Source organism: Nonomuraea sp. 3-1Str, from assembly GCF_031570565.1.
In the GTDB taxonomy this organism is placed as follows: Bacteria; Actinomycetota; Actinomycetes; order Streptosporangiales; family Streptosporangiaceae; genus Nonomuraea.
In genome coordinates this window covers 76,423-89,102 of sequence record NZ_JALHBK010000036.1, presented here as the reverse complement: position 1 = coordinate 89,102, position 12,680 = coordinate 76,423, and the positions used below count along the sequence as shown (strand labels likewise).

Genomic DNA, 12,680 nt, shown 5'->3' with positions numbered 1-12,680 from the left:
CTGCGGCACGACCGGTGGCGCGGGCCCGAGCGGCGGCTCCGGCGTCCCCGCGCCGGCCGGTGCGGCGCCGCCGGACTCCTCGGCCGGGGACGGGCCGCCGGAGCCGAGGTAGTCGTCGGCATCCTCGCGCGGGTCCTGGCCCTGGCCGGACTGGTTCGGATCCCCCGATGTGGTCACGTGTGCGTCTCCCGACGGGTGTGCATGCCGGACACTTCACCCTTACGCGGAGAGCAGCCCAGAAAGGGCGTGACACGGTAAAACCGCGTCCATGCTTGGGACACCATGCGTTTAACGACCACCGGTACGGCCCCGCAACGGGCCCCGGGTGCACGAGCAGCGAAGCGTCCGACCTAAACTGAGGCACGTGCTGAAAGGCGACGGCCGGCTCGGCCATGACCTGGACCCCACCGATCGAGCTCCGCAAGACGCCTGTGGCGTCTTCGGCGTGTGGGCGCCAGGCGAGGAAGTGTCCAAACTCACCTACTACGGGCTGTACGCGTTGCAGCATCGCGGCCAGGAGTCCGCGGGCATCGCGGTCAGCGAGGGCAGCCGTATTCTCGTCTACAAGGACATGGGCCTGGTGGCCCAGGTCTTCGACGAGTCCGTGCTCGGGACCCTGCGGGGGCACCTGGCGATCGGCCACTGCCGCTACTCGACGACCGGGTCGAGCGTGTGGGAGAACGCGCAGCCCACGCTGAGCTCCACCGAGGTCGGCGGCCTCGCCCTGGCCCACAACGGCAACCTCATCAACACCGCTGAGCTGTCCCAGCGCCTGGCCCCTGGCGCGACGCGGGCCACCACCGACACCGAGGTGCTGGCCTCGCTGCTGGCGCAGGACCGCAGCAAGTCCGTCGAGGACGCGGCCGCGGAGCTGCTGCCGCAGGTCAAGGGCGCGTACTCGCTCGTGTTCATGGACGAGACGACCCTCTACGCGGCGCGCGACCCGCAGGGCATCCGCCCGCTGGTGCTGGGCCGTCTGGAGCGCGGCTGGGTGGTCGCCTCCGAGACGGCCGCCCTCGACATCGTCGGCGCCACGTTCGTGCGGGAGATCGAGCCCGGCGAGCTGCTCACGATCGACGAGCAGGGCGTCAGGTCGCGCCGCTTCGCGCTGGCCGAGCCCAAGGGCTGCCTGTTCGAGTACGTCTACCTCGCCCGCCCCGACACCACGATCGCCGGCCAGGGCGTCCAGGTGACCCGCGTCGAGATCGGCCGCGTGCTGGCCCGCGAGCACCCGGTCGACGCCGACCTGGTCATCCCCACGCCCGAGTCCGGCACGCCCGCCGCCGTGGGCTACGCCGAGGAGAGCGGCATCCCCTACGGCCAGGGCCTGGTCAAGAACTCCTACGTCGGCCGCACCTTCATCCAGCCGTCGCAGACCATCCGCCAGCTCGGCATCCGGCTCAAGCTCAACCCGCTGCGCGAGGTCGTGCGGGGCAAGCGGCTGGTCGTCGTCGACGACTCGATCGTGCGCGGCAACACCCAGCGCGCGATCGTCAAGATGCTGCGCGAGGCCGGGGCCAAGGAGGTGCACGTGCGCATCTCCTCGCCGCCGGTGTCGTGGCCGTGCTTCTACGGCATCGACTTCGCCACCCGTGCCGAGCTGATCGCCGGCTCCCTGTCGGTGGAGGAGATCCGGGACTCGCTCGGCGCCGACTCGCTCGGCTACATCTCGCTGGAGGGGCTGACCCGCGCCACCACGATCCCGGCCGACCGGCTGTGCCGTGCCTGCTTCGACGGCTCCTACCCCATCCCCATCGACCAGGACAACGTCGGCAAGTACGTACTGGAGAGCAAGGCGTGACGAGTTACGAGGCCGCCGGCGTCGACATCGAGGCCGGCGAGCGCGCGGTCGCGCTGATGAAGGACAAGGTCGCGCGCTCGCGCAGGCCCGAGGTGGTGGACGACGCCAGCGGCTTCGCCGGGCTGTTCGACGCCTCGGCGCTGCTGAAGTACCGGCGGCCGCTGCTGGCGACCTCCACCGACGGCGTGGGCACCAAGGTGATGATCGCCCAGCGCTACGGCAAGCACGACACGATCGGCATCGACCTGGTCGGCATGGTCCTGGACGACCTGGTGGTGTGCGGGGCCGAGCCGCTGTTCATGACCGACTACATCGCCTGCGGCAAGGTGGTGCCCGAGCGGGTCGCCGAGATCGTCGGCGGCATCGCCGAGGGCTGCCGGCTGGCCGGCGCGGCCCTGGTGGGCGGCGAGACGGCCGAGCACCCCGGCGCGATGGGGGCCGACGAGTACGACCTGGCGGGCGCCGGCACGGGCGTCGTGGAGGCGTCGGCCATGCTCGGGCCCTCGCGGGTGCGCGCGGGCGACGTGGTGCTCGGCCTCGCCTCCTCGGGCGTCCACTCCAACGGCTACTCGCTGGTGCGTCACGTGGTGCGCGAGGCGGGGCTGTCGCTGGACGCGGAGCTGCCCGAGCTCGGCCGGCCGCTCGGCGAGGAGCTGCTGGAGCCGACCCGGATCTACTCCCTCGACTGCCTGGCCCTCGCCGGGGCGGTGGAGGTGCACGCGTACGCGCACATCACGGGCGGCGGTGTCGAGGGCAACCTGTCGCGCTCGCTGCCCGGCCACCTCGACGCGCTGCTCGACCGCTCCTCCTGGACGCCCCCGGCGATCTTCGAGGTGCTCGCCGGGCACGGCGGGATCGCGCGGAAGGACATGGACCGCACGTTCAACCTGGGCGTCGGGATGGCGGCGATCGTCGCCCCCGAGGTCGCAGACGAGGCGGTGCGGCTGCTCGCCGAGCGCGGGCTGCCCGCGTGGGTGCTCGGCGAGGTCGTGCCCGGCTCAGGCCAGGCCCGCTACCGCTGAGCCGCGAGTGAGCCGCGCGGCACGACGAAAGCCCCACGGGCGAATGCCCGTGGGGCCCTGCTCGATGGACACGCGGCCCCACCCGACGCGGAGGTCACGCCAGGAGATGGGCCACGTCAACCAGAAGCACGTCAACCAGGAGAACGTCTACCGGCGGCCGGACGTACGGTCATCGTCGTCGTCTCCGCTCACATACTCGTCCGCGTAATCGGAGTAGCGATCCGCGAGCTCGTCGTTGAGGTCGTCGGCGTCGTCACTGCTGGAGTCTCCGACCCCGAGTTCATCGCGAAGACGGTCAAGATCCGTGCCACCGCTGTTGTACTTCAGCTGGCGAGCAACCTTGACCTGCTTGGCCTTTGCTCGGCCGCGCCCCATTGGCTCGACCCCCTCATGTGGGGTCGTCCCCGACCCCTCGTCGCTAACGCACCACACGCTGACGCCACCTGACTATGGGCGTCAGCCTATCGTTCGCCTATTACCGTACCTGTTTTGTGCCCAGCTCGGTACGTCGTATGGGCGCGGGGCGTCAGTGGCCCAGCCAAATGGCCCGAATCCGCCCGACTTCCGACATTCTGCGCTCGGCTAGCCTATCGGCTGCGACGGCCGGAGGGACGCCCTCATCGCCCGCGATCGCGAAAATCTTCAGCGTCGTGTCGTAGATCTGGGCGGCCTTCGCCCTGGCGCGTTCCATGTCGAAGCCGCGGAGCTCGTCGGCCACCTGGATGACGCCGCCGGAGTTGACCACGTAGTCGGGCGCGTACAGGATGCCGCGCTCGGCGAGCTGCTTCTCGACGCCGGGATGGGCGAGCTGGTTGTTGGCCGCGCCGCAGACGATGCTCGCCCGCAGCCGCGTGACCGTGGCGTCGTCGAGGGCGCCGCCCAGCGCGCAGGGGGCGAAGACGTCGATGTCGGCGCCGGTCAGCGCCTCGGCGTCGGCGACGACGTCCACCTCGGGGTGCCGCAGCCGCACGCGCTCCACGGCGCGCTCGTCCACGTCGCACACGACGACGTCGGCGCCGTCCTCGCGCAGCAGCTCCACCAGGCGGTGGCCGACCTTGCCGACGCCCTCGACGCCGACCCGCCGGCCGCGCAGCGTGGGCGCGCCGTACACCCGCTCGGCCGAGGCCCGCATGCCCTGGAAGACGCCGAAGGCGGTGAGGATGGAGGAGTCGCCGGCGCCGCCCTGGGCGAGCGTGCGGCCGGTCACGAAGCGCGACTCCCGCGAGACGATGTCCATGTCCTCGCTGTAGGTGCCGACGTCGCAGGCGGTGACGTAGCGCCCGCCGAGCGACTCGACGAACCTTCCGTAGGCGCGCAGCAGCGCCTCGCTCTTGTCGCGCGACGGGTCGCCGATGATGACGGCCTTGCCGCCGCCGTGGTCGAGCCCGGCCAGCGCGTTCTTGTAGGACATGCCGCGGGAGAGGTTGAGCACGTCGGCGAGCGCGGCCTGCTCGCTCTCGTACGGATAGAACCTCGTGCCGCCGAGGCCGGGGCCGAGGGCCGTGCTGTGGACGGCGATGATGGCGCGCAGGCCGCTGCGCGGGTCGGCGCAGAACACGACCTGCTCGTGCGCGTCCTTGTGAGACGGGTCGAAGACGTCGGTCACGGTAGTGACTCCCTGTCCGGTCCACCGCATCTTCGCGGCGGAGATCACCTCTCAGGGTAGTGGCCGCAACGGTGCAAGCAGGTTGTCTTCATGACACGATGCCTCCGTGCTGCCCTATGCCGCGTATCTCCGCGTCTACGAGCCGTTGACCGCATTCCCCGAGCCCGAGCAGAAGGCATGGGCCGAGTACGCCGACTCGCGTGACCGTCCGCGCCGCGCCAACGCCCTGAACGCGGAGCACGGCGAGTCGATCAGGCGTCTGCTCGGCAGGCCGCCTCACCCGGTTCCCGCCCAGGAGAGTCCCAACGCCTATCTGCGGCGAGTGGAGGACCGTCTCTACGTCTGCCCCTGGCAGACACGGCTGCGCTCCTGGATGGCGTTCTCACGGCTGCGCGGCGCCACCCCGGCCAAGCTGATGGACCGTCTCGTCCCCAAGGCGATCTCCGACCAGACGGCCGACGACTTCGACCGGTACAAGCGGGCGGCCGGCTCCTCCGCCCTGCGCACCCACATCCGCACGACGGCCTGGCACGTTCCGTCGTCGTGGTTCGTGCCGTTCGACGGCAACGAGCGCTGGCTGGTGCTCGGCGGCTCGGCCCCGGGACAGGACGTGACCACGGCCACGGGGCGCAACCTCATCTACGTCACCTCCATGGCGCAGGCCCGCAGGCGCGCGGCCAGGGCTCTGCAGGTGCTGCGGCGGCACCTGGGCGAGGTGTCGGCCCACCTCGACGTGGAGGACGTGGCCCGCTGGCTGGAGGAGTTCCACCCGCACTCGCTGGTCGAGCTCGACTACGGCGGCCTGGTGCACCTCATGGACGACGACGCGCTGCAGGCGGACCAGTCGGTGGCGGAGCTGTCGGCGGCGCTCACGGGCCTGGACACGGGTCAAGAAGAGCTTGCCTACGCCATGTACCAGAGGGTCAACCTGCGCTGGAAGTCAATGCAACTTCTGGAATCTGCCAACTGAACCCCAATACAACCGTCTGACCTGCATGAGTGGGTCATGACTAGCGGCTACTCGCTTCTGCGAACTGAGCAGTTTGCCGTTTTCACTGCGATACCACGAAACGTGTCGCTAGAATCACCGAGCGTGACATCGCCATGGGGGCGGGCAGTTGGGTCAAAGAAGGGCTCGCCAATCGCTCTGCGTGGCGGTATGGTCACTTCGGGTGATGCCGCATATGGGCCAGAAAAGCCGCACGCTTTGGGCCATAGGGGGACATCCGTGACACGCGCAAAGGCAGTCACAGGATCGCTGAGCCGGTCCACACGGAGGAGAGGCCGCACAAATGTCAGCTCGTACACCCGAGGCCGAGCCGCTGCTCACGCCCGCCGAGGTCGCGACCATGTTCAGGGTCGACCCCAAGACCGTCACCCGGTGGGCCAAGGCGGGCAAGTTGACGTCGATCCGCACCCTCGGAGGACACCGGCGTTACCGGGAGACCGAGGTTCGGGCGCTTCTGGCGGGGATTCCGCAGCAGCGCTCGGAGTAGTGCCGAGGTCGTCACGGACCTCAGGGGGGTTGAACGGTGGGCCTGGCCGGCGGTCCGGTCCACCACTGTGACGACGGACGTCGCTCTGGGAAGTTGGCGCCGCCCGCCCGGCGCCACTCTTCCGGCCGTACTTCCCGGCCGGTCCACCGGCCGGCGCGGCACATGTCCCCCGGCCCCTTCGGGCCCGGCCTACCCCGGCTGGTCTCCCGTCAGCGCGTGAAGCAGCCGGGCGGCCTCGCCGTCGCGGCGGGCGGCGACACCCAGCAGGGCCACCATGTCCTCCACGAGGAGCCGCTCCAGCTCCGCGCGCTCGATGTCGCGGTTCTCCAGCCAGTCGAGCCCCGCCGTCTCCACCGAGGCGATCCACGAGCGCAGCGTCGCCCGTAGCACCGGGCTCGGCTCCGCCACGCGCATCTGCCGCTGGATCAGCAGGAACAGCCGCCCGCGCACGCCGTCGACGATCTCGCCGACCTCGCCCGCGCGGTTCGCCGGGCCGCCACGGAGCAGGGCCGCGTAGCCGGCCGCGTGCTGCTCCACGAAGTCGAAGTAGCGCGCGATCCCCGCGGCCAGCTCCTCCAGCGGCCGGCCGCTCCCCTGCGGCCGCAGTCGCGACTCCAGCAGCTCCGCGGCGCTCCTCAGCGCGGCCACGTAGAGCTCCTGCTTGCCGCCGAAGTAGTGGTAGACCAGCGCCCGCGACGCTCCCGCCGCCGAGGCGACGTCGTCGATCGAGACGTGCTCGGCGTCGCGCCTGCTGAACAGCTCCAGGGCGGCCGTTATCAGCTCCTCGCGGCGACGGTCGACGCTCAGCCTGCGCCGCGCCGGCCGCGGCGTCTCTGTCACAGGGAGCTCTGCCACAGGGAGCACAGTATCCGACCAGATGCGGCCATAGCGGACAGGTGTCGTCATGGTCAATATGAGGCTTCCCTAACCCCAGGCCGTACCCTGCGGGGAACTCGATCGTTTGGTGAGACAGGTGCCCAACTTCGCATCGCGGGGGAGACCCATGTCAGGACCACCCGTCAAGTCTTCAACCATCAACGACCTCCGGGAGCTACCCCGGCCAAGACCCACCATCCGGAACGTCGCCGAGCGCGCCGGCGTCTCCAAATCGCTGGTGTCGCTCGTGCTCCGCGGCTCACCGCACGTGAGCGAGCACCGGCGGCAGGCCGTGCTCCAGGCGGCCCGCGAGCTCGGCTACCGGCCCAACGCGGTCGCGCGCAGCCTGGTCGAGGGCCGTACCCACCTGGTCGGCGCGCTCGTCGCCGACCTGCACAACCCCCTCTACGCCGAGGTCCTCGACGGCCTCCAGGAGAGCCTGCACGGCGACGGCCTGCGCATGCTCATCGGCAACAGCCAGTGGGACCCCGCGTTCGAGGACGAGGCCGTGGAGGCCTTCCTGGAGCTGAGGGTCGACGGGCTGGTGCTGTTAGGCATCGCGCCGACCAGCGAGACGCTGATGGAGGCCACCAGCTACACCCCCACGGTCGTCGTGGGGGAACGTGACATCGACCTCGGCGGCGTCGACATCGTGGTCGACGACGACCAGCTCGGCGCCCGCCTGGCCATCGACCACCTGGTCGAGCTCGGCCACAAGCGGATCGCCCACATCGAGGGCGCCCGGCCGACCCGCTGCGAGGGCTACCTCGTGGCCATGCGGCGGCACGCGCTGGCGCCGTACATCATGGTCGAGGCCGCGGACTCGACCGAGGACGGCGGGCGCAAGGCCGCGCTCGCGCTGCTGACCCGCGACCCCAGGCCCACGGCGATCTTCGCCGCCACCGACGCGGTGGCCCTCGGCGTGCTCTCGGCCGCCGCGGAGCTGGGCCTCGCCGTGCCCGGCGACCTGTCGGTCGTCGGTTACGACAACACCCAACTGTCCGCCTCGCACCACATCTCCCTCACCTCGGTCGACCAGCCGCGCCGTGCCATGGGGCGCTCGGCGGCGGCACTGCTCAGCGACCGCATCGGAGAGCCCGGCAAGGTCGCGCGGCTGCGCCAGGTCACCCCCGAGCTCGTCGTACGGCGCAGCACGGGCCCCGCCTAAGAGCGGTCAAAGGCTCGGTCAACACACCCGGCATCCCGGCCTCCTGGAGGTTTACTCGTCAGGTCATGCGATACGCGGCCGTACATGGTGCGGTCGCGAATCTGATCCGGGGGACAGTCATGCGTGATCCAGAACTGGTTTCCTGCGCCCAGCGCGCCGCGTCCGAGCTCGAACGCGCCTGGGCGCAGTGGCGGGCGAGCCGGGGCCGTGCCGGGGACAACGGCGCCGAGTCCGTGGCCGGGTACGTCGCCCACTCCCTCGACCACCCGTGGGGGCGGCCCCGCGTCGTGCTCGGCCTCGACGCCGAGGACGCCCGGGAGCTCGCCGCCCTCCTCCTCCAGCGCCAGGAGGTCGCCGAGCGCGTCTGGTGACAGCCGTGGACGGATCGGGCACGGGCGCGGACCGATGCCTTCGGCGGCGAACGCGCCGGGCCGGCGCGCGTCGTGACGTAAGTTGGAGCGTATGCGTGCTCTTCCCGTCACCCTTCTCGCCGCCTGCGGCCTGATCGCCTCCGCGTGCGGCACGGCCGCCACGGCCGGCGTCCCGGCCTCCGGCGTCCCCGCCGGGCAGGCGCGGTCGGCGACCGCGTCCACGGCAGGCTCCACGGCGGCCTCCACGGGGACCCCCACGGCGGGGCCGGGTGCGGGCCGGACCGGTGAGACCGGCGGGGCCAAGCCGCTCGCCGGCAAGGTCGTGGTCGTCGACCCGGGCCACAACGGCGGCAACTACCGCGACCCGAAGGCCGTGAACCGCAAGGTCAACGTGCTGACGCAGTGGAAGGCGTGCGACACCACCGGCACGTCCACCAACGACGGCTACACCGAGGCGGCGTTCACCTGGGACGTCTCCAACCGGCTCGTCAAGATCCTCAAGAGCCGGGGCGCCACGGTCAAGCTGACCAGGTCCGACAACGACAGCGTGGGCCCGTGCATCACCCAGCGGGCCGCGATCGGCAACCGCGCCAAGGCCGACGCCGCGATCTCCATCCACGGCGACGGGTCCGCGCCCGCCAACCACGGCTTCCACGTGATCATGCCGAAGAAGATCGGCGGGCCGGTCGACCCGGTCATCGGCGACTCGCGCAAGCTGGGCGTGGCGGTCCGCGACTCCTTCCGGCAGGGCACCGGTCTGCCCTACTCCACCTACATCGGCAGCAAGGCGCTGGACTTCCGCTCCGACCTCGGCGGCCTGAACCTCTCGACCGTGCCGAAGATCTTCATCGAGTGCGGCAACATGCGCAACGCCGCCGAGGCGGCCAAGTTCCGCGACCCGGCGTTCCGGCAGCGGATCGCCCTGGCGCTGGCGAACGGCATGCAGCACTATTTGCAACCGTGATTCCTCTTCCCCGCCTGATCCGCCACCTGTCCGGTTCCTTCGAGGTGACCCCCGGGTCCGTCGTCTCCGGGCCGGCCGCGCCGGTCGACGCCGTGCGCCTCGCGCTCCCCGGGCTCGACCTGCGGCCCGGCGACTCCGGTGACATCGACGTACGGCTCGACCCGGCTCTCGGGCCGGAGGCGTACCGGCTGGTCACCGGGTCGCGCGGGGTGGAGATCACGGCGGGCGGGCGGGCCGGGGCCTTCTACGCCGCGCAGACCCTCCACCAGCTCCTGCCCGACTCCTCCTACCGGGCGCCGGCCGGGCCCGGCCACGAGGGCGGGTGGAGCGTCCCGGGGGTGCGGGTCGAGGACGAGCCGCGGTTCGCCTGGCGGGGACTCCACCTGGACGTGGCCCGGCACTTCTTCCCCAAGCGCGAGGTGCTGCGCCTGGTGGACCTGATGGCCGCGCACAAGCTCAACCGGCTGCACCTGCATCTCGTGGACGACCAGGGCTGGCGGGTGGAGAGCAGGGCGTACCCGCTGCTGCACGAGGTGGCCTCGCACCGGCCGCGGACCGCGAGCCACCAGCGGGGCGAGCCCGAGTCCTACGACGGCGTCCCGCACGGCGGCCACTACAGCCTGGCCGACCTGGCCGAGATCGCGGCCTACGCGCGGGCGCGCGAGGTCGTGGTGGTGCCGGAGATCGACGTGCCCGGCCACGCCTCGGCCATCCTGGCGGCCTACCCGTCGCTGGGGGCCACCGGTGAGCGGTACGAGGTGCTGGACCGCTGGGGCATCTCCCCCGCGATCCTGTCGCCGCTGCCGCCGACCGTGGAGTTCCTGACCGCGATCTTCGACGAGCTGGCCGGCGCCCTGGGCGCGACGCCGTTCTTCCACATCGGCGGCGACGAGGTGGTGCTCGACCACTGGGCGGCCTCGCCCGAGATCGACGCCTACCGGCGGTCGCTGGGGCTGGACTCGATGCCGGCGCTGCAGGCGTGGTTCCTGCGGCGGCTGGCCGACGCCCTGGCCGAGCGGGGCTCGCGGGCGGTGGTGTGGGACGAGGCGTTCGTCAGCGGGGAGCTGCGGCCCGACACGGTCGTCATGCCGTGGCGCGGCATGGGCGTCGGCCGCCGCGCCGCCGCGGCGGGCCACGACGTGGTGGCCACGCCGGTGTTCCCGCTGTACTTCGACTACGCCGAGTCGGCGTCGCCGGACGAGCCGGTGGCGATCGGCGACGAGATCACGGTGGCGGACGTGGCGGCGTTCGTCCCGGCGCCCGCCGACTGGACGGACGAGGAGCGGTCGCGGGTCCTCGGCGCGCAGGCCCAGCTCTGGACCGAGCGCATCCCCGACGCCCGCGTGCTCGACTACCGGGCCTGGCCGCGGGCGTGCGCCCTGGCCGAGGTCGTCTGGGGCGGCGAGGCGGGCCCGGACTTCCCCGACCGGCTGCGGGCGCACCTGGGGCGGCTGGACGCCCTCGGGGTCGAGTACCGTCCGCTGGACGGGCCGCGGCCGTGGCAGCGGCGCCGGCCGCACCGGGCGAGCGCCACGCGGGTGGCGGACGTCATGGAGCGGCTCGACCGCATGACCCACGACGCGGAGTCCACGCGGCCCAGCGTCTAGGTCACAGCCCCGGGGTCACAGCGCCGGGGTCACAGCGTGGGCGTGCGGTCGTTGAGTATGCGCTGGTAGACGCGGTGGTCGCGCCACTGGCCGTCGATGTGGATGAAGTTCGGGGCGACGCCGTACGGCTCGAAGCCGGCCTTCTCCAGCACCCGCTGGGAGGCCACGTTGTCCAGCAGCGTGGCCGCCTCCACGCGGTGCAGGCCCAGCCGCTCGTCGGCGTCGCGGCACACCGCCGCCACGGCCCTGGTGGCCAGGCCGCGGCCGGTGTAGCCGGCGTCGAGCCAGTAGCCCAGGTTGGCGCTGTGGAAGGCGCCGTACACGATGCCGGACACGTTCATGCAGCCGACGATCCGGTCGCCGTCCGCCAGCACCCACGGCATGAGCCGGCCGTCGCGGCACTGCTGGAGCTGCGCCTCCAGCCGCTCGCTCTGGCCGGTCAGGGTGAAGAAGGTGTCCGGCCTGCGCGGCTCCCAGCGCCGCAGGTGGTCGCGGTTGCGTACGTAGGCGTCGGTGAGCGCCTGCGCGTCGTCCTCGGCGACGGGGCGCATGACGACGTCGTCTGCCAGCGAGATCCTCACCGTCCAACCCTAGGGCCGCCCGCGCCCCCGGCTCTCACAGAGGTCCCGCCGACACGGGCGTCCGGGCGGCCCGGCGGTCAGGAGCCGGTGCGGGTGCCGGTGCGGGTGCCCGGACCGGGGGCCGTGGCCGAGCCAGGGGCGGTGCGGCCGATGACCTCGGTGACGGAGGTGAGGCCGTGGCGGCGGATCCGGCGCGAGAGCTGCCGGTGGATGTGCGAGGCCCACAGCGGCCCGCCGTACACCCAGCCGGTGTACCCCTGCACGAGCGTGGCCCCGGCCAGCAGCCGCTCCCAGACGTCGTCCACGTCCTCGACCCCCCCGACGGAGACCAGCGTGAGCCGGTCGCCGACGCGGGCCCGCAGCCGCCGCAGCACCTCCAGCGAGCGCGCCTTGAGCGGCCGGCCGGACAGCCCGCCCGTCTCGCCGCTGTGCCTGATCGTGGTGTTGGTCGCGATGATGCCGTCCAGCCCCAGCTCCAGGGCCAGGTCGGCGACCGCGTCCACGTCCTCGTCGGCGAGGTCGGGCGCGATCTTCACGAGCAGCGGGGTACGGCGGGGCGTGCCGTCGGCGACCTCCTTGACCGCGGTGAGCAGCGGGCGCAGCAGCGAGACGGCCTGGAGGTCGCGCAGCCCCGGCGTGTTGGGCGAGCTGACGTTGACCACGAGGTAGTCGGCCAGGGGCGCGAGCTCCTTGGCGCCGGCGACGTAGTCGGCCGCCGCCTCGGACTCCGGCACCACCTTGGTCTTGCCGATGTTGACGCCGACCACCACGGGCACCCCGCGGACGCGGCGCAGGCGGCGGGCGGCGGACGCGGCGCCGGCGTTGTTGAAGCCCATGCGGTTGACGACCGCCCGCTCGGCCACCAGCCGGAACAGGCGGGGCCGCGGGTTGCCGGGCTGGCCGTGCGCGGTGATCGTGCCGACCTCCACGTGGCCGAACCCGAGCGCGGCGGCCCCCTCGGCGCACGCGGCGTCCTTGTCGAAGCCCGCGGCGAGCCCGAGCGGGCCGGGGAAGTGGACGCCGAACGCGCTGACACGCAGCGCCGGGTCGTGGGGCGCCAGGGCCCTGTGGAGCAGCCGCTTGACCAGCGGCAGCGCCGACAGCAACGCGAGGGCGCGGACGGTGAGGTGGTGCACGGCCTCGGCGTCGAAACGCCGCAAGACCTGCGTGAACACGAGGCGATACATC

General features: G+C 72.1%; 13 protein-coding genes. 8 read left to right on the top strand and 5 right to left on the bottom strand.

Annotation, left to right across the window (positions count from 1 at the left end; all coding sequences use genetic code 11):
* Positions 1 to 364 precede the first annotated feature (364 nt).
* Both purF and purM read left to right on the top strand, forming a co-directional pair.
* Complete coding sequence (gene purF, locus MTP10_RS37590) at positions 365 to 1,801, top strand: amidophosphoribosyltransferase (protein WP_310716116.1); 1,437 nt, start codon at positions 365 to 367, stop codon at positions 1,799 to 1,801.
* Positions 1,798 to 2,823, top strand: a complete 1,026-nt coding sequence (purM, locus tag MTP10_RS37585) for a phosphoribosylformylglycinamidine cyclo-ligase (RefSeq protein WP_310716115.1) — start codon at positions 1,798 to 1,800, stop codon at positions 2,821 to 2,823. The genes purF and purM overlap by 4 nt, the downstream gene beginning before the upstream one ends.
* 147 nt (positions 2,824 to 2,970) lie before the next feature.
* On the opposite strand, the gene MTP10_RS37580 is transcribed toward purM, so the two are convergent.
* Together MTP10_RS37580 and MTP10_RS37575 are read right to left on the bottom strand one after the other, a co-directional pair.
* A complete protein-coding gene (locus MTP10_RS37580; RefSeq protein ID WP_310716114.1) occupies positions 2,971 to 3,198 on the bottom strand; it encodes a DUF3073 domain-containing protein in 228 nt (75 codons plus the stop codon).
* Positions 3,199 to 3,349: 151 nt separating this feature from the next.
* On the bottom strand, positions 3,350 to 4,429 hold the full coding sequence (locus MTP10_RS37575; protein ID WP_310716112.1) for a Glu/Leu/Phe/Val dehydrogenase dimerization domain-containing protein: 1,080 nt from the start codon (positions 4,427 to 4,429) through the stop codon (positions 3,350 to 3,352).
* A gap of 106 nt (positions 4,430 to 4,535) precedes the next feature.
* Here MTP10_RS37575 and MTP10_RS37570 point away from each other — a divergent pair, with 106 nt between their 5' ends.
* Positions 4,536 to 5,399: a hypothetical protein gene (locus MTP10_RS37570; protein ID WP_310716111.1), complete on the top strand. Its 864-nt coding sequence runs from the start codon at positions 4,536 to 4,538 to the stop codon at positions 5,397 to 5,399.
* A 322-nt stretch (positions 5,400 to 5,721) separates the two neighbouring features.
* Positions 5,722 to 5,925 (top strand): developmental transcriptional regulator BldC, encoded by a 204-nt coding sequence (gene bldC / locus MTP10_RS37565; protein WP_013133571.1) that lies wholly within the window; start codon positions 5,722 to 5,724, stop codon positions 5,923 to 5,925.
* Between the two features lie 189 nt (positions 5,926 to 6,114).
* On the opposite strand, the gene MTP10_RS37560 is transcribed toward bldC, so the two are convergent.
* Complete coding sequence (locus MTP10_RS37560) at positions 6,115 to 6,780, bottom strand: TetR/AcrR family transcriptional regulator (RefSeq protein WP_310716089.1); 666 nt, start codon at positions 6,778 to 6,780, stop codon at positions 6,115 to 6,117.
* 148 nt (positions 6,781 to 6,928) lie between these two features.
* On the opposite strand from MTP10_RS37560, the gene MTP10_RS37555 reads away from it, so the two are divergent.
* The 4 genes from MTP10_RS37555 (at position 6,929) to MTP10_RS37540 (ending at position 10,911) form a co-directional block, all read left to right on the top strand.
* The gene (locus MTP10_RS37555; protein ID WP_310716087.1) at positions 6,929 to 7,969 is read left to right on the top strand and encodes a LacI family DNA-binding transcriptional regulator; all 1,041 of its coding nucleotides are present in this window, start codon (positions 6,929 to 6,931) and stop codon (positions 7,967 to 7,969) included.
* 119 nt (positions 7,970 to 8,088) lie between these two features.
* Positions 8,089 to 8,340, top strand: coding sequence for a hypothetical protein (locus MTP10_RS37550; RefSeq protein ID WP_310716086.1), 252 nt, complete (start codon positions 8,089 to 8,091; stop codon positions 8,338 to 8,340).
* 91 nt (positions 8,341 to 8,431) lie between these two features.
* Entirely contained in the window at positions 8,432 to 9,304 is an 873-nt protein-coding gene (locus MTP10_RS37545) for an N-acetylmuramoyl-L-alanine amidase (protein ID WP_310716084.1), read from the top strand.
* Positions 9,301 to 10,911, top strand: coding sequence for a beta-N-acetylhexosaminidase (locus tag MTP10_RS37540; RefSeq protein WP_310716082.1), 1,611 nt, complete (start codon positions 9,301 to 9,303; stop codon positions 10,909 to 10,911). Before MTP10_RS37545 ends, MTP10_RS37540 begins: the two co-directional genes overlap by 4 nt.
* A 29-nt stretch (positions 10,912 to 10,940) precedes the next feature.
* On the opposite strand, the gene MTP10_RS37535 is transcribed toward MTP10_RS37540, so the two are convergent.
* The gene (locus MTP10_RS37535) at positions 10,941 to 11,492 is read right to left on the bottom strand and encodes a GNAT family protein (RefSeq protein ID WP_310716080.1); all 552 of its coding nucleotides are present in this window, start codon (positions 11,490 to 11,492) and stop codon (positions 10,941 to 10,943) included.
* A 77-nt stretch (positions 11,493 to 11,569) separates the two neighbouring features.
* A complete protein-coding gene (locus MTP10_RS37530; protein ID WP_310716078.1) occupies positions 11,570 to 12,679 on the bottom strand; it encodes a quinone-dependent dihydroorotate dehydrogenase in 1,110 nt (369 codons plus the stop codon).
* Position 12,680 lies beyond the last annotated feature (1 nt).